At 70.3% G+C, this 18658-nt stretch carries 21 protein-coding genes and 4 tRNA genes; 16 read left to right on the top strand and 9 right to left on the bottom strand.

What is annotated here, in order from left to right; genetic code table 11:
• The first annotated feature begins 215 nt into the window (after positions 1-215).
• Positions 216-506 carry a PPC domain-containing protein gene (locus tag ARC20_RS18570; protein ID WP_057648877.1) on the top strand — a complete coding sequence of 97 codons (291 nt, stop codon included), beginning with the start codon at positions 216-218 and terminating at the stop codon, positions 504-506.
• Between the two features lie 12 nt (positions 507-518).
• On the opposite strand, the gene ARC20_RS15870 is transcribed toward ARC20_RS18570, so the two are convergent.
• The 4 genes from ARC20_RS15870 to wrbA form a co-directional block, all read right to left on the bottom strand.
• A complete protein-coding gene (locus tag ARC20_RS15870; RefSeq protein ID WP_057648875.1) occupies positions 519-995 on the bottom strand; it encodes an aminoacyl-tRNA deacylase in 477 nt (158 codons plus the stop codon).
• A 7-nt stretch (positions 996-1002) separates the two neighbouring features.
• A complete protein-coding gene (locus ARC20_RS15865; RefSeq protein ID WP_057648872.1) occupies positions 1003-1488 on the bottom strand; it encodes an asparaginase domain-containing protein in 486 nt (161 codons plus the stop codon).
• A gap of 79 nt (positions 1489-1567) precedes the next feature.
• On the bottom strand, positions 1568-1906 hold the full coding sequence (locus ARC20_RS15860; RefSeq protein ID WP_057648870.1) for a DUF2069 domain-containing protein: 339 nt from the start codon (positions 1904-1906) through the stop codon (positions 1568-1570).
• Positions 1903-2499, bottom strand: coding sequence for an NAD(P)H:quinone oxidoreductase (gene wrbA / locus ARC20_RS15855; RefSeq protein ID WP_057648869.1), 597 nt, complete (start codon positions 2497-2499; stop codon positions 1903-1905). The genes ARC20_RS15860 and wrbA overlap by 4 nt, the downstream gene beginning before the upstream one ends.
• Positions 2500-2579: 80 nt before the next feature.
• Between wrbA and ARC20_RS15850 the strand changes: the two genes are divergently transcribed.
• From ARC20_RS15850 to ARC20_RS15835, 4 genes are all read left to right on the top strand, one after another.
• Positions 2580-3860: a YihY family inner membrane protein gene (locus ARC20_RS15850; RefSeq protein WP_057648878.1), complete on the top strand. Its 1281-nt coding sequence runs from the start codon at positions 2580-2582 to the stop codon at positions 3858-3860.
• Positions 3857-4447: a TlpA family protein disulfide reductase gene (locus tag ARC20_RS15845; protein WP_057648867.1), complete on the top strand. Its 591-nt coding sequence runs from the start codon at positions 3857-3859 to the stop codon at positions 4445-4447. Before ARC20_RS15850 ends, ARC20_RS15845 begins: the two co-directional genes overlap by 4 nt.
• Complete coding sequence (locus tag ARC20_RS15840) at positions 4447-4713, top strand: acylphosphatase (protein WP_057648865.1); 267 nt, start codon at positions 4447-4449, stop codon at positions 4711-4713. Before ARC20_RS15845 ends, ARC20_RS15840 begins: the two co-directional genes overlap by 1 nt.
• Positions 4714-4793: 80 nt before the next feature.
• Positions 4794-5852: a hypothetical protein gene (locus tag ARC20_RS15835; protein ID WP_146165849.1), complete on the top strand. Its 1059-nt coding sequence runs from the start codon at positions 4794-4796 to the stop codon at positions 5850-5852.
• On the opposite strand, the gene ppk2 is transcribed toward ARC20_RS15835, so the two are convergent.
• The 5 genes from ppk2 to hemA are packed head-to-tail and all read right to left on the bottom strand — an operon-like array spanning position 5834 to position 11268.
• Positions 5834-6613: a polyphosphate kinase 2 gene (gene ppk2 / locus ARC20_RS15830; protein WP_057648861.1), complete on the bottom strand. Its 780-nt coding sequence runs from the start codon at positions 6611-6613 to the stop codon at positions 5834-5836. The genes ARC20_RS15835 and ppk2 overlap by 19 nt on opposite strands.
• Positions 6614-6642: 29 nt before the next feature.
• A complete protein-coding gene (gene moaB, locus ARC20_RS15825) occupies positions 6643-7161 on the bottom strand; it encodes a molybdenum cofactor biosynthesis protein B (protein WP_057648859.1) in 519 nt (172 codons plus the stop codon).
• A 48-nt stretch (positions 7162-7209) separates the two neighbouring features.
• A complete protein-coding gene (locus tag ARC20_RS15820; RefSeq protein WP_057648857.1) occupies positions 7210-8913 on the bottom strand; it encodes an O-linked N-acetylglucosamine transferase, SPINDLY family protein in 1704 nt (567 codons plus the stop codon).
• Entirely contained in the window at positions 8910-9992 is a 1083-nt protein-coding gene (gene prfA / locus ARC20_RS15815) for a peptide chain release factor 1 (RefSeq protein WP_057648854.1), read from the bottom strand. Before prfA ends, ARC20_RS15820 begins: the two co-directional genes overlap by 4 nt.
• The gene (gene hemA, locus ARC20_RS15810; RefSeq protein ID WP_057648852.1) at positions 9970-11268 is read right to left on the bottom strand and encodes a glutamyl-tRNA reductase; all 1299 of its coding nucleotides are present in this window, start codon (positions 11266-11268) and stop codon (positions 9970-9972) included. Before hemA ends, prfA begins: the two co-directional genes overlap by 23 nt.
• A gap of 64 nt (positions 11269-11332) precedes the next feature.
• Here hemA and ARC20_RS15805 point away from each other — a divergent pair, with 64 nt between their 5' ends.
• The 11 genes from ARC20_RS15805 to ARC20_RS15755 all read left to right on the top strand — a co-directional run bounded on the left by ARC20_RS15805 (position 11333) and on the right by ARC20_RS15755 (position 18585).
• A complete protein-coding gene (locus ARC20_RS15805; protein ID WP_057648850.1) occupies positions 11333-13006 on the top strand; it encodes a tetratricopeptide repeat protein in 1674 nt (557 codons plus the stop codon).
• Positions 13003-13647: a lipoprotein insertase outer membrane protein LolB gene (gene lolB / locus ARC20_RS15800; RefSeq protein ID WP_057648848.1), complete on the top strand. Its 645-nt coding sequence runs from the start codon at positions 13003-13005 to the stop codon at positions 13645-13647. The genes ARC20_RS15805 and lolB overlap by 4 nt, the downstream gene beginning before the upstream one ends.
• Positions 13644-14516: a 4-(cytidine 5'-diphospho)-2-C-methyl-D-erythritol kinase gene (gene ispE / locus ARC20_RS15795; protein ID WP_108143482.1), complete on the top strand. Its 873-nt coding sequence runs from the start codon at positions 13644-13646 to the stop codon at positions 14514-14516. The genes lolB and ispE overlap by 4 nt, the downstream gene beginning before the upstream one ends.
• A 3-nt stretch (positions 14517-14519) precedes the next feature.
• Positions 14520-14596: transfer RNA gene (locus tag ARC20_RS15790), tRNA-Gln, on the top strand.
• Between the two features lie 76 nt (positions 14597-14672).
• Positions 14673-15632: a ribose-phosphate diphosphokinase gene (locus tag ARC20_RS15785; RefSeq protein WP_057648845.1), complete on the top strand. Its 960-nt coding sequence runs from the start codon at positions 14673-14675 to the stop codon at positions 15630-15632.
• Positions 15633-15727: 95 nt separating this feature from the next.
• Complete coding sequence (locus tag ARC20_RS15780; RefSeq protein WP_057648844.1) at positions 15728-16348, top strand: 50S ribosomal protein L25/general stress protein Ctc; 621 nt, start codon at positions 15728-15730, stop codon at positions 16346-16348.
• Positions 16349-16402: 54 nt separating this feature from the next.
• On the top strand, positions 16403-16984 hold the full coding sequence (gene pth, locus ARC20_RS15775) for an aminoacyl-tRNA hydrolase (protein ID WP_057648841.1): 582 nt from the start codon (positions 16403-16405) through the stop codon (positions 16982-16984).
• A gap of 73 nt (positions 16985-17057) precedes the next feature.
• A complete protein-coding gene (gene ychF / locus ARC20_RS15770; protein ID WP_057648840.1) occupies positions 17058-18149 on the top strand; it encodes a redox-regulated ATPase YchF in 1092 nt (363 codons plus the stop codon).
• 139 nt (positions 18150-18288) lie between these two features.
• A tRNA-Tyr gene (locus tag ARC20_RS15765) sits at positions 18289-18374 on the top strand.
• 29 nt (positions 18375-18403) lie between these two features.
• Positions 18404-18477, top strand: a tRNA-Gly gene (locus tag ARC20_RS15760).
• A 32-nt stretch (positions 18478-18509) separates the two neighbouring features.
• Positions 18510-18585: transfer RNA gene (locus tag ARC20_RS15755), tRNA-Thr, on the top strand.
• Positions 18586-18658 lie beyond the last annotated feature (73 nt).

The raw sequence follows: 18658 nt of genomic DNA, 5'->3' as shown, positions 1-18658 counted from the left end.
TGCCGGTGCCGGCACCGGCACCGGCACCGGCACCGGCACCGGCACCGGCACCAAAGCCGGCACCGGCACCGGCACCGGCACCAAAGCCGGCTCCGGCGCCAATTCCCGCTCCCACGCCCAAGCCAGCACCCGCACCGAGGCCGACACCTGCTCCGCTACCCCGGCCGGCACCCGCACCGGCACCAAAGCCCGCGCCCAGGCCCACCCCGGTGCCCATGCGCACCATCACCCCGGGCATGTCGGCCGTTCGCGGGGTTTCGCGGAGTTACAGCATCGAGGTGCCGGCCGGTCGCACCCTGCAAGTCCGTATCGCGGGCGGCCAGGGCGATGCCGATCTCTACGTGCAGCGCGGGACCCGGCCCACGACCACCCAATGGCTATGCCGTCCGCACCTTCCGCACAACGAGGAGCGCTGTTCGATCCACAGCCCCGAGACCGCGCTCTACTTCATCCGCGTGTACGCCTACCGGTCGTTCTTCGGCGTGCGGCTCAACGTGAGCTACTGACGCGCCGTCGCGTCATTCGCTGATGGCCGCGGCTTCGGCATGCAGGAAGCCGACGGCCGCGGTGGGTTCGATTTCCAGCAGCAGGCCGCGCTGGCCCGCGTTGATCCACACGCTTTCGTGCACCAGCGCATCGCGCTCGATCCATACCGGCACCGGCCGCTGCTGGGCGAACGGACTGATGCCGCCCACCTTGTAGCCGCTGCGGCGCTCGGCCTCGGGAATCTCCATCATCCGTGCCGACTTGCCGCCGCATGCTGCCGCCAGCCGCTTGAGCTGCAGTTGCCGGTCGGAGGGAATCACCGCGCACACCGCGCGTTCGTCCACCCAGGCCATCAAGGTCTTGAGCATGCGTTCCGGGGCGATCCCCAGCGACTGCGCCGCATGCACGCCCTTGCCGCCGGCCGCATCGGCATCGAAATCGTAGGCATGCAGCCGGTAGGCGACGCGCGCGCCGTCGAGTTGCCGGGTCGCGCGCGTGGCCTTGGACATCGGGCGGTCAGGCCGCCTCGAAGCGATTGGCCGCCACGTTCTTGCGCACGTGGTCCGGGTTCCAGATGCGGCCGTTCATGGCGATGTACACGCCGGCCGGCAGGCTCTGCACCGCGCCGACCGCGCAGCCGATGTTGAATTCCGCGTCCGAGCCGCGGAAACGCGCCGGGTTCAGCGCGCCGGTCATCACGATGGTCTTGTCCGGGATCGACTTCAGCACCGCGCCGGTCTGCACCATGCTGTCGGTGCCGTGGGTGATCAGCACGTGGCGCGCCGGCTGCGCGGCGACGGTGGCGCGGATCAGCTCGCGGTCTTCGTCGGTGATGTGCAGCGAATCCTTGCGGATGATCGGGATGACGGTGAAGCGGAACGTCACGCCCAGCTCCTTGAGGATCTCGCCGATCTGCGGGTCGCCGATCTGGTAGTCCGACTTGTCGTCGAAGTAGATCTTGTCGATCGTGCCGCCGGTGGTGACGATCAGGAGTTCTTCCATTGCGGTTGCCTGTTCCGGTTGCGGGGCGCGCCGGCACGAAGCGGCGCGCAGGCGCCCATGATACCCGCCCGGCCCGGCCTCAACCTTTGCGGCGGCCGAACCGCGCGCGCAGGCCCGGCGCGCTGGCCGCGCCGATCACCCACAGCGACAGCACGATTTCCGCCGCGGCCAACGCCGGCGCATAGCCGCCGCTCCAGGCCACCATCACCCCGTGGCTGAACCAGAACAGCGCCAGCACGCCGGCCCAGAATGCGGCGCGCGTGCTGTGCGGCAGCGCCATGGCCAGCAGCAGGGGGGGCAGGGCGAACACGACCCAGGCCGCGGTGCGGTGGCGGTCGTCGTGGAAGGCCCACAGGTACAGTCCGGCCAGCCCCAGCAGGGGCACCAGCAGGCTCCAGCGCACCGGAAGCCGGGTCATGGCGCGGCGAGCTTGCGCGCGATCGTCGCCAGCCGGCGCCCCAGTGCCCGCGCCAGCTGCACTTCTTCATCGCTGGGCTGGGGGTCGTCGGCCACGCCGGCCACATGGCTGGCGCCATACGGCGTGCCGCCGGTGCGGGTGTGGCTGAGCGCCGGCTCGGTGAAGGGGATGCCGACGATCACGCAGCCGTGGTGCAGCAGCGGGATCTGCATCGACAACAGCGTGGATTCCTGCCCGCCATGCATCGAGGCGGTGGAGGTGAACACCGCCGCGGGCTTGCCGGCCAGCGTGCCGCTGGCCCATTCGGCGCCCAGGCCATCGAGGAAGTGCTTCACCGGCGCGGCCATGTTGCCGAAGCGGGTGGGGCTGCCCAGCGCCACGCCGACGCACTCCACCAGGTCCTGCGCTTCCACGTAGGGCGCGCCTTCCTCGGGCACCGGCGGGGCGGCCGGCTGGGTCAGCGCCGACACCGGCGGCACCGTGCGCAGCCGCGCGCTCATGCCGGGAACCTCGCCCACGCCGCGCGCGATCTGGCGCGCCAGCCGTGCCACCGAACCACCACGGCTGTAGTACAGCACCAGGATCTCGCTCATCGTCTTGGGGGCACCGGTCTGCGGAAATGCCGTCAGTATCGGCCATGCCGCGCCCGGGGCGCATCGGGTACGCTTGCGCGATGGCGACAAGGGACACGCTGAACCTGTGGAGGGAACGCCTGCGCGACCGCGCGCGCGCGGTGAGCTTCGGCCGTTTCCTGTGGCGCCGCTTCCTGGACGACCGCCTGTTCCAGGCCGCCGGCTCGCTGGCCTACACCACCGTGTTCGCGCTCGTGCCGGCGGCGATCGTGGTGTTCGGCGTGCTCTCGGCCTTCCCGGTGTTCGGCGAATGGAAGGACCGCCTCAGCGAATACATCTTCGCCCACTTCGTGCCCAGCGCCGCCAGCGCGGTGCAGGGCTACCTGCTGCAGGCCGCCGGTGCCGCCGGCCAGCTCACCGCGGCGGGCGTGATCGCGCTGGTGGTGTCGCTGCTGATCACGCTGCACAGCGTGGAGCAGATCTTCAACCAGATCTGGCGCGTGGCGTCCTCGCGGCCCAAGTTCACCCGCTTCCTCGTGTACTGGACGGTGCTCACGCTCGGCGCGATGGTCTCCGCGGCGAGCCTGGCGGTGTCGGTGCGCTTCTTCGCGCTGCCGCTGTTCCAGACGGCGGAAGGGCGCGCGCTGGCCAGCAGCCTGCTGGCGCTGGCGCCGGTGGCCATCGAATTCGTCGCCATCGTGCTGCTCTACCGCGTGGTGCCGCACCATCCGGTGCGCATGCGCCACGCGCTGCCCGGCGCGCTGCTGGCGGTGGTGCTGCTGGAACTGGTGCGCTGGGGCTTGAGCGCCTACCTCGGCGGCTTCCAGTCCTACGAGCGCATCTACGGCAGCACCGTCGCGTTCCTGCCGATCTTCCTGCTGTGGATCTACCTGTGCTGGGTGTCGATCCTGCTCGGCGCCTCGCTGTCCTCCTCGATCGCCGCCTTCCGCTACCAGCCCGCCTGGGTGCGCCTGCCGGCGGGCTACGAGATCTACGCGCTGCTGCGCCTGCTGGGCCGTTTCCAGCTGGCGCGCCGCGACGGCCGCGGCCTGGACGAGGACCAGATGCTGGCGCTGGAGCCGATGCTCACCGATTCGCTGCTGCAGCAGATGCTGTGCGAACTGGAACGCATCCGCCTGGTGCGGCGCGACGAGCTCGGCCACTGGCTGCTGGCGCGCGACCTGGACGAAGTGCCGCTGCTGGAGCTGTACGAGCACTGCCAGCTGCGCGTGCCGGTGGACGACAGCCCGCTGCCCGGCCGCGACGACGCGCTGGGACAGGTGGCCTCCCAGGCCCTGGACGAACTGCGCCTGCCGCTGCGCGCCATGTTGCGGCGTCGCGTCGGCGACCTCTACAAGACCCTTTCCGGAGACACTCCATGACTTGCGCCCGCGCCCTTGCCGTCGCTACCTGCCTGCTCGCCCTGGTGGCCTGCCAGCGCCAGCCCGAACCCGCCGCCGCGCCCGCCGCGCCCACCGCCGCGCAGCCCGCCGCCACGCCCGCGGCCCCGACGGCGCCCGCCGAGCCGGTCGCGCCAGCGCGCGAGGTCACCGCCGAGCAGCCGGCGCTGAAGCTGCCCACCGTCGACGGCAAGACCTACGACCTGGCCGAACACCGCGGCAAGTGGGTGGTGGTGAACTTCTGGGCGACCTGGTGCGCGCCGTGCCTGAAGGAAATGCCGGAGCTCTCCGCGTTGCATGCCATGCGCAACAACATCGAGGTGGTCGGGCTGGCCTACGAGGACATCGAGCCGGCCGAGATGCAGGCCTTCCTCAAGGAACACCCGGTGGCCTACCCGATCGCCATCGTCGACACCTACCAGCCGCCGGCCGACTTCGCCGTGCCGCGCGGCCTGCCGATGAGCTACCTGATCGGCCCGGACGGCAAGATCGCCAAGCAGTTCCTCGGCCCGGTGGAGGCGCGCGACATCGAAGCGGCCATTGCCGCCGCGGGCGGCAAGGTCGGCTGATGGCACAGGCAAGCTTCCGCGTCGGCGGTCGCGTGCAGGGCGTCGGGTTCCGCGCGTGGACCCGCGACCAGGCCGTGGCGCTGGGCCTGGACGGCCACGCGTTCAACCTGCCCGGCGGCGATGTCGACGTGGTCGTGGCCGGCGAGGCTGCGGCGATCGACGCACTGGCGGCACGCTTGTTGCATGGACCTGCACTGGCGCGCGTGGACCGGCTGGACCGCCAGGCGCACGACGCGCCCGTGGCGCCGGGTTTCTTGACCGGCTAAGCGCTTTTCACGCCGGAGGCACAAGCTCCGGGCCCGGGTGCCGATATGACGGCATCGATTTGCGACAGGGGTAATCGGCGATGACGGCATTGCGACGACGGCGCGCGCGCGCGGGACGGCGTGCCCGTGCGTTCTGGATTCTCCTGGGCCTGGCGCTGTTCACGATGGCCGCGGTGATCATCGCCGGCCAGCCGCCGTCGGTGCAGGTGGGCGTGGCGATCGGCTTCGCCGTGCTGCTGCTGTTCTCGGCCTGGCGCGCGCAATGGGCGCGGATGCATTTCAGCGCATCCTCCGGCGTGGACCTGATGGCGCTCGTCGCGCTCGGCGCGGACGCGCTGGAAGACGGCATCGCCGTCGACGACGATCTGCCGGACCCGCTGCGCTTCGATCCCGACGACGCCGGCCGGCGGCCGTGGCGCGACCTGGATGGCCTGCAGGTGCTGCGCCGCCTGCAGCAACAGCACGACGCCTGGTGGCTGGCCGAACAGCGCCGCGTGCGCCAGCAGCAGCGCCAGCGCGCGCTGGGCCTGGCCCTGGCGCTGGTGGACCACGGCGTGCCGCTGCGCGACGGCGACGACGCCATGCCCGACATCGCCGCGCTGCGCGCCGAAGCCTTGCTGCTGCAGGCCGACCCGGGCCCGGCGGTGCTCGACGAGATCCCGGCCCTGCAGGCGCGCCGCTACGAACTGGCGATGGCCGCGCGCAGCGGGGCCGATCACGAAACCCTGCAGGTGCAATGGCGCCTGCTGCGCGCGCTGCGCCCGCTGATGCCGGGCGTCGTGCACCTGCGCGAGCGCGGCTGGCGCATCGGCCGGCTGGCGTGGAATCCGCAGGCCGACCTGGACCAGGTCGACGTGGCCTATGCGCTGGCCGGCGATTTCCGCCAGCTCCTGCGCGATTGGCTGCTCGGCGCGGCCACCGTGCAGCTGCCGGGCGGCATGACGCTGGAAGCGTGGCTGCTGGCGCGTTGCCCGAACCTGCGCCGCGACGGCGGGGACGACATCACCCAGGTCGAGGCCGCGCAGCCGTTGTGGCCGGCGTTCCTGCAGTTGCATCGCAGTGCGGTGGCGGCGCTGGATGCGGTCGCGCGCGAGCACGAAGCCGCCGCCGCCGGAGGCGCTCAGTCGTCCAGCTGGTAAGGCGTGATCGGCTTCAGCAGGCCGAATTTTTCCTTGTGCAGCTTGCCGGGTAGCGGCGGCAGCGGCTTTTCATCCGGCGGCAGGCGCACGTCCGGGAGGCGATCGAGCAGGTCGCGCACCAACGTGAGCCGGCCGCGTTTCTGGTCGTTGAAATCCACCAGCGTCCAGGGCGCCCATTCGGTGTGGGTGGCCTGCAGCATCGCTTCGCGCGCGCGGGTGTAATCGGCGTACGCGGTGCGCGATTGCAGGTCCACCGGCGAAAGCTTCCAGCCCTTGAGCGGATCTTCGTGGCGCTCGGCGAAGCGCTCCTCCTGCTGCTTCTGGTCCACGGTGAGCCAGTACTTGAACAACAGGATGCCGTCCTCGACCAGCAAGTGCTCGAAGCGCGGCGCCTGGTGCAGGAAGGCCAGGTATTCCTGCTCGCTGCAGAACCCCATCACATGCTCGACGCCGGCGCGGTTGTACCAGCTGCGGTCCATCAGCACGATCTCGCCGGCCGCCGGCAGGTGCGCGACGTAGCGCTGGAAATACCACTGCGTGCTTTCGCGGTCGCTGGGCTTGGGCAGCGCGACCACCCGGCATTGGCGCGGGTTGATGTGCTCGGAGATCGCCTGGATCACGCCGCCCTTGCCGGCGGTGTCGCGGCCTTCGAGCAGTACCAGCGCGCGTTGGCCGGTGTGCTGCAGCCAGCGCGCCATCGACACCAGTTCCAGCTGCAGCGGCTTGACGAGCTTTTCGTATTCCTTGCGCTTGAGCGCCATCGCGTCTTCTCCGGGTAGGCGGGGCCAGCCTACTCGCGCAGGCGTGGGCGCAGCGTGGCGAGGTTGCAGGGGCGGGTGCGGGCGTCGAGCTGGTCGCGGATGATGCGCTCCCAGCCGGTGCGGCAGGCCGAGCGCGAGCCGGGCAGGGCGAACAGGAAGGTGGCGTTGGCGAGGCCGGCGAAGGCGCGCGACTGCAGCGAGGAGGTGCCGATCTCCTCGAAGCTGATCGCGCGGAACAGTTCGCCGAAGCCGGGCATGGTCTTGTCCAGCAGCGGCAGCAGCGCCTCGGGCGTGCTGTCGCGGCCGGTGAAGCCGGTGCCGCCGGTGACGAGGATGCCGTCCACCGCCGGGTCGGCGATCCACGTCGAGACGATGGCGCGCAGGCGGTAGCGATCATCCGGGGCGATGGCGCGTTCGTGCAGGACGTGGCCGGCATCGCGCAGGGCATCGGCCAGGTAGGCGCCGGAAGTGTCGTCGGCGAGCGTGCGGCTGTCGGAGACGGTCAGCACGCACAGGCGCAGCGGGATCAGGTCGGTGGCGTGGCTCATGCGGGCCAGCCTAGCGGCTGGCCGGCAGGGCGTACAGGCAGGCCCGGCTCAGCCCTGCCAGCCGTGGCGGCGGCCGACCTCGGCGGCGAGCGCGGCGAAATCGCGCGCGAAGCCGGCCATGTCGAACAGCCCGCTGCTTTCGCGGCGGGCCATCACTTCCGCGCGCAATGCAGCCAGCCGCGCCGGTGCATTGCCCAGCGCGATGGCGGTGTCGATGAAGGCGGCATCGTCGGCCACGTTGAGCGCGTCCAGGCCGAGGTGGTGGTTGAGGCTGCCGGCCACGCGCGCGGCGAACGTCTGGCCGGGCGTGGTGAGCACCGGGCAGCCGGCCCACAGCGCGTCCGAGGCGGTGGTGTGCGCGTTGTAGGGATCGGTATCCAGGAACAGGTCCGCGTGGCGATACCGCGCCAGGTAGAGCGGATGCGGCAGTTTGGGCATGAACACCAGGCGCCGCGGATCGACGCCGCCGGCCTGGGCCGCCGCACGCAGCCGCGCGTCGGCATGGCCCGGGCCCGAGAGCAGCCACAGCACGCTGCCGGGCACGCCGCGCAGCACCGCCAGGAGGCGGCCGACGCTGCGCGGGTTGAGCTTGTAGCTGTTGTTGAAGCAGCAGAACACCACGCCTTCCTCGGGCAAGCCGCAGGCGGCGCGCGGCGGCGGGGTCTCCACGACGCGCGTGGTATCCGAAGGCTGGAACGCGCGGGGCAGTCGCAACACGCGTTCGCTGTAGTGCGGCGCCAGCGCGTCCGGCAGCGCGAACGCATCGCCGATCACGTAATCGATCCACGGCGCACCGGAGGTGCCGGGGTATGCCAGCCAGTTCATCTGGACCGGCGCTGGCCGCAGCGCCAGCACGTCGGGTGCGCCGCCGCCGCCCCAGCCGCGCAGGTCGAACAGCACGTCGATGCCGGCCGCGCGGATCGCCTGCGCGGTGGCCGGGTGCGGCTGTCCGGCGACATCGTGCAGCGTGGTGGCCGCGGCCAGCCGCCGGCGGATCTCGCTGCCGTCGTCGCGGTTGAGCGCGAACAGGTGGGCCTGCACGTGCGGATGCGCGCGCAGCGCTTCGAACATTGCCACGGTGAGCAGGCCGGTGGGGTGCGCGCCGAAGCCGTTGGAAAGAAAGCCCAGCCGCAGCGGGCCGTCGCGGCGCACGGCGGTGGCCGGCATCGGGCGGACGTTGGCGAAGGCGGCAGCGCGCAGTCGCGCGCAGGCCAGTTGTTCGGCGGCGCTGCTGTCTTCGCTGAGGAAGGCGAACGGCTCCACGCCCGGGCGCCCCTGCGCCACGGCCTGCCGCACCAGCCGCGACAACGGCGCCAGCTGCGACCAGTCGCACAGCCGTCGCTGCCAGTTGAGCGCCTGCGCGGCGATGTACGGGTCGCCCGGCACCAGCCGGTGCGCGATCGCATAGGCCTGCGCGGCCGGCTCCGCTTCGCCGGCGTCCTCCAGCGCATGGCCCAGCCACAGCGCGATGCCCGGGTGCTGCGGCGCCATCGCCGCGGCCTGCCGAAGCAGCGTGGTGGCCGGCGCGTGCTCGCCCCGCATCCAGTGCAGTCGGCCGAGCCGGGCGAGCGTTTCCGGGTGCGTGCCACGCAGCGCCTGTGCGCGCTGCAGTGCCTGCGCCGCGGCGTCGAGCGCGCCGCCGCCCATCTCGGCGTCGGCCAGCATCAGCCAGGCGATGAAGTCATCGGGTTGGCGCCGCACGGCCTCGCGCAGTTGCTGGCGTTCCTGCTCGGGCGAGGGCGCCGGGTTCACGCCGCGCCCAGGCGGGCGAGTTCGTCGACCTGGTGTTCGTGCTGCAGGCGGCCGATGAGATCGCCGAGGTCGCCTTCGATGATGTTCGGCAGGTCGTACAGGGTCAGGCCTTCAACGCGGTGGTCGGTGATGCGGCCTTGCGGGAAGTTGTAGGTGCGGATGCGCTGGCTGCGGTCGCCGCTGCCGACCTGCAGCCGGCGGCTCTCGGCCTGGGCGGCGGCCTGCTTGCTGCGTTCGGCATCGAGCAGCTGCGCCTTGAGCCGCTTCATCGCCTTGTCGCGGTTGGCGTGCTGGCTGCGCTCGGTCTGGCATTCGACCACCACGCCGGTCGGCACGTGGGTGATGCGGATCGCCGATTCGGTCTTGTTGACGTGCTGGCCGCCCGCGCCGGAAGAACGGAAGGTGTCCACCTTCAGGTCGGCCGGGTTGATCTCGATGTCCTCGACGTCGTCGGCTTCCGGGATGATCGCCACCGTCGCCGCCGAGGTGTGGATGCGCCCCTGCGATTCGGTGGCCGGCACGCGCTGCACGCGGTGCGTGCCGGATTCGAACTTCAGGCGCGAATACGCGCCGCGCCCGACGATGCGCGCCACGACTTCCTTGTAGCCGCCATGCTCGCCGGGGTTGTCCGATTCGACCTCCACCTTCCAGCCCTGGCGCTCGGCATAGCGGGCGTACATGCGGAACAGGTCGCCGGCGAAGATCGCCGCCTCGTCGCCGCCGGTGCCGGCGCGCACTTCCAGGAACAGGTTGCCTTCGTCGCGCGGATCGCGCGGCACCAGCAGCAGGGCGAGCTCGCCATCGAGCGCGTCCAGCCGTGCCTGCGCGGCGGCGGCTTCCTCATCGGCCATCTCGCGCAGCTCGGGGTCGGCGCGCATCGCCTCGGCGGCCGACAGGTCGGCCTTGGCGCGCGCTTCTTCGGCCAGTGCCTGCGCCACCGGTTCGAGCTGGGAGAACTCGCGCGAGAACGCACGGAAGCGCTCGTTGTCGCCGACGACCTCGGGATCGGACAGCAGGCGTTCCAGTTCTTCGCGGCGTTCGGCCAGCGCTTCGAGCTTACGGCGCAGGGTCGGCGTCATTCGGGGTCACGGTGGGGTGGTTCGTCGCGGGATGCGAATAGCCCGGCTTTTCCGGGAACAGGCGGTCGGCGGCGCGCGCGAGTTCGGCGTCGCCACTGAGCGCGGCCTCGCGCAGCGCGGCGGTCGGCGGGTGCAGCAAGCGGTTGGTGAGGCCATGCGCGAGCTGTTCGAGCACTTCCTCGGCCGGGCGGCCGTTGAGCAGCTGCGCGCGGGCCTTGGCCAGCAGTTCGTCGCGGGTGCCGTCGCCGAACGCGCGCAGGCGCTTGAGCGGCGCGTGGTGCGCGCTGGCCTGCTGGCTTTCCATGTAGCGCGCGACCTGCAGCTCGATGATCGCCTCGGCGGCGGTGGCCGCTTCGCGCCGGCTGCGACGGTTGTCCTCGACCGCGCGCTCGAGGTCGTCGACGGTGTACAGGTAGGCGTCGTCGAGCTCGGCCACGGCCGGGTCGATGTCGCGCGGCACGGCCAGGTCGAACAGCAGCACCGGCTTGCGGCGGCGCGCGCGCAGCGCGTCCTCCACCAGCCGCTTGCCGACGATCGGCTCGCGCGCCGCGGTGGCCGAGAACACGACATCGGCTTCGGCCAGGTGGCGCGCCAGTTCGTCCAGCGGCAGCGCGTAGCCGCCGTGCTGGCTCGCCAAGGCCTGGGCATGGGCCAGCGTGCGGTTGGCGATGAGCAGGCGCTTGACCTTGCCTTCGCTGAGGTGGGCCGCGGCCAGCTCGATGGTCTCGCCGGCGCCGATCAGCAGCACGGTCGATTCATCCAGCCGGGTGAACGATTCCTGCGCCAGCCGCACCGCCGTGGAGGCCACCGACACCGGGTTGGCGCCGATGCGGGTATCCGTGCGGGCGCGCTTGGCCACCGAGAAGGTCTGCTGGAACAGGCGGTCCAGGCGGTTGCCGAGCGCGCCGTACTGGCGCGCGACGGCCCAGGCGTCCTTCACCTGGCCCAGGATCTGCGGCTCGCCCAGCACCATCGAATCCAGCCCGGTGGCCACGCGGAACAGGTGGCGGACCGCTTCGCTGTCCTGGTGCTGGTAGAGATAGGCCTGCAGGCCCGGGGCCTGGGCGTCGAGCCAGCGGGTCAGCGAGGCGGCGTCTTCGGCGACGGCGTACAGCTCGGTGCGGTTGCAGGTGGACAGCAGGGCCGCTTCGGCCACTTCCGGCAGGGCGCGTAGCGAGGCGAGCGCGCGCGGCAACGCCTCGCCATCGAACGCGGCGCGTTCACGCAGATCCACCGGTGCGGTCTGGTGGTTGAGTCCGAGCACCCACAAACTCATTCGGGTCGCTTGCGATAAGCTGCTGGCCATTCAGGGCCCCCATTTTACGGCCCGGCAGCCCACGATGCCCGTTTTCCTGCGAGTCCTCTGCGTTCTCCTGTTGTCGACATGGGCCGCGACGGCCGCGGCCCGCCCCCCGGCCCCTTCGCAGGGCGCGCCGGACGCCTCCCTGGAGCCGGTGCTGGCGGGTGAGTTCGCGTTGCAGGCCGGAGAGCTGGAAGAAGCCACGCGCTGGTACCTGCAGGCCGCCCGCCAGACCCCCGACGACGCCGGCCTGGCCGAACGGGCCGCGCGCATCGCCATGCTGGCCGACGACGATGCCAGTGCCGCCAAGGCGCTGGTGCTGTGGCGGCAGCGGGCCCCGCAATCGTTGGCCATGCGCAGCACCGAGGCGACCCTGGCCCTGCGCAAGGGCGAGCGCCGGCAGGCGCGCAAGCAGCTGGAATCGCTGCTGCGCGACCCGGATCCGCGCGGCTGGCGGTTTGCGCTAGTGGCGCTGGCCGGCGCATCGCGCGAGCCGGATGCGGTCGCCCAGGTGCTGGGTTCGCTGGTGTCGGCCGGGGCGATTCCGAACCAGATCGAGGCCTGGCAGGAATTCGGCCGGCTGGCGCTGCGCATGGAGCGCCCGGCGCTGACCAAGCAGATCGTGGATGAAGTGGTGCGGCGTTTCCCGAGCGAGCCGCGGGTGGCGCTGCTGCATGCCAACCAGTTGTCGCAGGCCGGCAAGCGCGAGGAAGCGATGGCACTGCTGCAGGGCGTGGAGCCGCAGGCCGCGCGCGATGCCGAGCTGCGCGCCGCGCTGGCCTACAGCTACGACAGCATGGGCGAGCCGGCGGCCGCGGCGAAGGTGCTGGCGGTCGGGCCGCAGGACACCAATACCTATGGCCTGCGCGCCTCGCTGCTGGCCAAGCAGCACGACGAGGCGGCGCTGACCGCCCTGTACGACGAACTCAAGGCCGATGCCGCCTCGCCGGACCCGCAGCGGCGCCTGCTGCTCGGCAAGATGGCCGAATACCTGGAGCGCTACCAGGAAGCGGTGGACTGGTACCGCGGCGTGCCGGGTGGCCCGGCGCGCAGCGAGGCCCGCCTGCGCGCGGCCAACGCGCTGTTCAAGCTCGACCGCAAGCAGGAGGCCTACGACACCGTGCACGCCCTGCAGGGCGACGCGGATGCCGACGACGATGCCCGGCGCGACGCCTACGTGCTGGAAGCCGAGCTGCGCCAGGAGCAGGGCGACGATGCCGGCGAACTGGATGCCTTCGCCCGCGGCCTGGCTGCCTACCCGGACGACAACGCGCTGCTCTACGCCCGCGGCCTGGCCTGGGAGCGCCGCGACGACATCGCCCGCGCCGAGGCCGACCTGCGCAAGATCCTGGTGACCGAGCCGGAAAGCGTGGCCGCGCTGAACGCGCTCGGCTACACCCTGGCCGACCGCACCACCCGCTACAAGGAGGCGCTGGCGCTGATCGAGCGCGCGCGTACCGCCGACCCGGACAACCCGGCCATCATCGACAGCTACGGCTGGGTGCTCTATCGCATGGGCCGCAACCGCGACGCGCTGGTGCAGCTGCGCCGGGCGTGGTCGCTGGCCAAGGACGCCGAGATCGGCGCGCACCTGGCCGAAGTGCTGTGGGTCAGCGGTCAGCAGGACGAAGCCCGGCACTATGCCGGGGAAGCGCGCGGGAGCGATCCCGACAACCGGGCGCTGCAGCGCATCAAGGAGAAGTACGGTCTATGAGTTTTCGTGGTCAGGCGCTGTCGCTGGTGTGGGTGGCGGCGTTGTTGTCAGCCTGCGCGGGCCCCGCGCCGCGTCCTTCCGCGCCGGCGGCTTCCGTGCCGGTGAGCGCCGAGGCGCTTCAGGCCGAGGTCGCGCGCCAGGCGTGGCTGCGCGCGCACCCGGACTGGTCGTTCCAGGGCCGGGCGGCGATCAGCAAGGGGCGCAATGGCGGCAGCGGCCGGGTGGATTGGCGCCAGACCGGGCGGGATTACCGCATCCAGCTGAGCGCGCCGGTGACCCGGCAGAGCTGGGTGCTGAGCGGCGAGGGCGCGACCGGCCAGGCGCGCCTGGAAGGGGTCGAGGGCGGTCCGCGGACCGGCGACGACGCCCAGGAGATGCTGTTCCAGGCCACGGGCTGGCAGATTCCGGTCGAAGGGTTGCCGGCCTGGGTGCGCGGGCTGGTCGATGACGGCCAGGCCGGCGTGGTGCGCGACGCCGAGGGGCGCCCGGCCGCGCTGGAGCAGGCCGGCTGGCGCGTGGATTACCAGGAATGGTTCCCCGCCGAGGCCGATCGCCCGGCGCTGCCGAAGCGCATCGAAGCGCGCATGGGCGACGCCAAGGTGCGGCTGGTGTTCGACCAGTGGGACGTGGCCTCGCCATGAGTGACGTGGAGGCAGGGGGCTGGTCGAGCTGGCCGGCCCCGGCGAAGCTCAACCTGTTCCTGCATGTGGTGGGGCGTCGCCCCGATGGCTACCACGACCTGCAGACCGTTTTCCGCATCCTCGACTGGGGTGACACGATCCACCTGCGGGTCGGGCCGGCCGGCCCCATCCGGCGGATCGGGCCCTCCGCGCCGGGGGTGGAGGAAGCGCAGGATCTCGTGGTTCGAGCGGCCGAACTGTTGCGTTCGTCCGCCAATTGCCCGCTATCTGCCGATATCCGCGTCGAAAAGCGCATCCCCACGGGCGGTGGTTTCGGCGGCGGTTCGTCCGATGCGGCCACGGTGCTGGTCGCGCTGAATGCCCTCTGGGGCCTGCATCTCCCGGTGGAGGAGCTTGCGGCGCTGGGCTGCAAGCTCGGCGCGGACGTGCCCGTATTCATTCGCGGGCACAACGCCTGGGCCGAAGGGGTGGGCGAGCGGCTCACGCCCCTCGCGCTGGCGCCGGCCTGGTATCTGCTGGTGGACCCCGGCGTCCATGTGCCGACCCCTGAACTTTTCCGGGCCCCTGATTTGACGCGCGATGCCGCGCCCGCGAAAATAGCGGACTTCGCTTCCGGAACCCTGCTCGACAACGCGTTCGAGCCGGTGCTGCGCCGCCGCGAACCTGCCGTCGAGGCGGTGTTCAAGGCGTTGGCGCGCGTCGGTTCGCCTCGGTTGACCGGGTCGGGTGGCGGCTGTTTCGTCGAGTTCGATTCGCTGCACGCCGCAGAGCGCGCACGGTCCGAACTGCCGGCGGAACTGCGCGCCTGGGTCGTCGGCGGGGCCGCAAGGTCTCCGTTGCTCGATGCGCTGGCGGCGATGAAGGTTTGATGCAGGGGCGTCGCCAAGAGGCCCAAGGCACCAGGTTTTGATCCTGGCATTCGTAGGTTCGAATCCTACCGCCCCTGCCATTTGCGGCCGCGCGCCCGCCAGCGCGCCGCGGATGCTTGCACCACCCGCTTTCCCGCCGCCGCCCGAGCCCGCCCCATGCAAGACGAACGCAACCTGCTGGTCTTTTCCGGCAATGCCAACAAGCAGTTGACGCAGAGCATCTGCAAGGAGCTGGGCGTACGCATGGGCAAGGCCCTGGTCTCGCGCTTCTCCGACGGGGAAGTGCAGGTCGAGATCGAGGAAAGCGTGCGTCGCCAGGAAGTGTTCGTGGTGCAGCCGACCTGCGCGCCGAGCGCGGAGAACCTGATGGAACTGCTGGTGCTGATCGACGCGCTCAAGCGCGCCAGCGCCGCGTCCGTCACCGCGGTGATCCCGTACTTCGGTTATTCGCGGCAGGATCGCCGCATGCGCTCCTCGCGCGTGCCGATCACCGCCAAGGTCGCCGCCAAGATGGTCAGCGCCATCGGCGCCGACCGCGTGCTCACGGTGGACCTGCACGCCGACCAGATCCAGGGCTTCTTCGATGTTCCGGTCGACAACGTGTACGCCTCGCCGCTGCTGCTGGCCGACATCTGGCGCGCCTACGGCACCGATAACCTGATCGTGGTTTCGCCAGACGTCGGCGGCGTGGTGCGCGCCCGCGCGGTCGCCAAGCGCCTGGACGACGCCGACCTGGCCATCATCGACAAGCGCCGCCCGCGCGCGAACGTGGCCACGGTGATGAACATCATCGGCGACGTGCAGGGCAAGACCTGCGTGCTGGTGGACGACCTGGTCGACACCGCCGGCACGCTGTGCGCCGCCGCCGCGGCGCTCAAGCAGCGCGGCGCGGTGAAGGTGGTGGCCTACTGCACGCACCCGGTGTTCTCGGGCCCGGCGGTGGACAACATCACCAACTCGCAGCTGGACGAGATCGTCGTCACCGACACGATCCCGCTTTCCGACCAGGCGCGCGTGTGCCCCAAGATTCGCCAGCTGAGCGTGGCCGAACTGCTCGCCGAGACCATCCGGCGCATCGCCTTCGGCGAATCGGTCAGCTCGCTGTACGTGGATTGAGCCGGGAGACCGGCTCGCTGTAACGGCTCCCCTGGTCGCGGGGGAGTCGCAAGACCGCCGCGAGGCGGTTCATTCAACCTAGGTAGTGAATAGAAATGTCCAAGACCCATGAAATCAAGGTCCAGCGCCGCGAAGACGAAGGTAAGGGTGCGAGCCGCCGCCTGCGTCATGCCGGCCTGATCCCGGCCATCGTCTACGGTGGCGACCTCAAGCCCGTCAGCATCCAGCTCGACCACGAAGAAGTGTGGCTGGCCCAGCAGAACGAGTGGTTCTACTCCTCGATCCTGGACCTGAGCCTCAACGGCGACGTGCAGAAGGTGCTGCTGCGTGACATGCAGCGCCACCCGTTCAAGCAGCTGATCATGCACATCGACTTCCAGCGCGTGAACGAGAACGAAAAGCTGAACGCCTCGGTCCCGCTGCACTTCGTCAACGAAGACAAGTCGCCGGCCGGCAAGTCGGCCGAAGTCGTCGTGACCCACGAGCTGAACGAAGTGCAGGTGAGCTGCCTGCCGAAGGACCTGCCGGAGTTCATCGAGGTCGACCTGTCGGCCCTGGAAGTCGGCAACGTGATCCACCTGTCGGACATCAAGCTGCCGGCCGGCGTGGAAATCCCGGAGCTGAAGCTGGGCAAGGAGCACGACGTCGCCGTCGTGATCGCCAAGCACGGTCGCGAAGAAGCCGAGGCCCCGGCGGCCGAAGGCGAGACCAAGTAATCGCCGCGTCTCCCCCGCGCCACGCGCGCGGGGGAGCGTTGCGGTGGTCACGGCATGTCTGGACTGCGACTGATCGTCGGACTCGGCAATCCCGGTCCGGAACACGCCCAAACCCGGCACAACGCCGGGTTTCGTTTCGTCGATGCCCTCGCCGAGTCGGCGGGCGCGCGCTGGAACCTGGAATCCAAGCTGTTCGGCGAAGTGGCCCGCGTGGACATTGCCGGTCAGCCGGTGTGGCTGCTCAAGCCCGCCACCTTCATGAACCTCAGTGGCAAGTCGATCACCGCGGCGCTGCGCTTCTGGAAGATCGAGCCGGAGCAGATGCTCGTGGCCCACGACGAACTGGATCTTGCGCCGGGCATCGCGCGGCTGAAGTTCGACGGCGGCCATGGCGGCCAGAACGGCCTGCGCGACACGATCCGCCTGCTCGGCCACGGCAAGTTCCACCGCCTGCGCGTGGGTATCGGCCATCCCGGGCACAAGGACAAGGTGGTTCCGTGGGTGCTGGGGCGTGCAAGGGGCGAGGACGACGTGCTGATCGGCCGCGCCATCGACGATGCGATCGACGTGCTGCCGCTGGCGGCATCGGGTAACTTCAACGAGGCCACCAAGCGCCTCAACACCGCCAAGGCTTGATGGTTGGGGATTCGGGATTTGCCGGTGCGCCGCGCGAATCCCGAATCCCGAATCACCAATCCCCGGATCAATCATGGGCATCAAATGCGGCATTGTCGGCCTGCCTAACGTCGGCAAGTCGACCCTGTTCAACGCGCTGACCAAGGCGGGTATCGCCGCGGCCAACTTCCCGTTCTGCACGATCGAGCCGAACGTCGGCATCGTGCCGGTGCCGGATCTGCGCCTGAACCAGCTGTCGGAGATCGTGAAGCCGCAGAAGGTCGTGCCGACGGCGGTCGAGTTCGTCGACATCGCCGGCCTGGTCGCCGGCGCGGCGAGCGGCGAGGGCCTGGGCAACAAGTTCCTGGCGCATATCCGCGAAGTCGATGCGATCACCCACGTGGTGCGCTGCTTCGAGCACGGCGACGTCATCCACGTGGCTGGCAAGGTCGACCCGCTGTCGGACATCGAGACCATCGATACCGAACTGGCGCTGGCCGACCTGGACAGCGTCGAGAAGGCGCTCAACCGCGCCGAGCGCGCCGCCAAGGGTGGCGACAAGGAAGCGGCCGCGCGCAAGCCGGTGCTGGCCAAGCTGCAGGCCGCGCTGGCCGAAGGCAAGCCGGGCCGTTCGGCCGGGCTGGACGATGAGGAAAAGGCGCTGGTCCGCGACCTGTTCCTGCTCACCCTCAAGCCGGTGATGTACATCGCCAACGTGCTGGAGGACGGCTTCGACAACAACCCGCACCTGGAGGCCGTGCGCAAGCACGCCGCCGCCGAGGGGGCCGAAGTGGTGCCGGTGTCGGCGGCGATCGAGGAAGAGCTGGCGCAGCTGGATGACGCCGACCGCGACGCGTTCCTGGCCGACCTGGGCCTGGACGAGCCGGGCTTGAATCGCGTGATCCGCGCGGCCTACAAGCTGCTCGGGCTGCAGACCTACTTCACCGCGGGCGTGAAGGAAGTGCGCGCCTGGACGGTCAAGGCGGGCTCGACCGCGCCGCAGGCCGCCGCGGTGATCCACACCGATTTCGAGCGCGGCTTCATCCGCGCCGAGACGATCTCGTTCGACGACTTCATCAAGTACAAGGGCGAGGCGGGTGCCAAGGAAGCCGGTCGCCTGCGCCTGGAAGGCAAGGAGTACCGGGTGCAGGAAGGCGACGTGCTGCACTTCCGCTTCAACGTGTAACCGGGGCGGCCGCGCTGTCGGTCGCCCGCCAAAAAGATGTAAATTTTTGTTGACAACAACCGGAGCCCCGCCCAAAATTGCGGGCTCTCCACACCGGCATGAATGGCCTCGCGGCCACGAATGACGGGGTGGGAAATCCGGAGGGATACCCAAGCGGCCAACGGGGGCAGACTGTAAATCTGCTGGCTTACGCCTTCGGTGGTTCGAATCCACCTCCCTCCACCAGTTTCACGTTGTGGCAGTTCATTCCCGGTGCGGGAGTAGTTCAACGGTAGAACCTCAGCCTTCCAAGCTGATGGTGCGGGTTCGATTCCCGTCTCCCGCTCCATTGAACGTAAAACATGCCACAATGGACAACTCGCTCACGTAGCTCAGTCGGTAGAGCACCTCCTTGGTAAGGAGGAGGTCGAAGGTTCGATTCCTTTCGTGAGCACCATCTTCAAGTCGCCATACCTTTCAACGAACACCGAGAAGAAGCAGCCATGGCCAAGGGTAAGTTCGAGCGCACC

This window comes from Stenotrophomonas panacihumi (assembly GCF_001431645.1).
Classification (GTDB): Bacteria; Pseudomonadota; Gammaproteobacteria; order Xanthomonadales; family Xanthomonadaceae; genus Stenotrophomonas_A; species Stenotrophomonas_A panacihumi.
The sequence above is the reverse complement of the archived record's forward strand: the minus strand, read 5'-3'. Positions and strand labels throughout refer to the sequence as shown.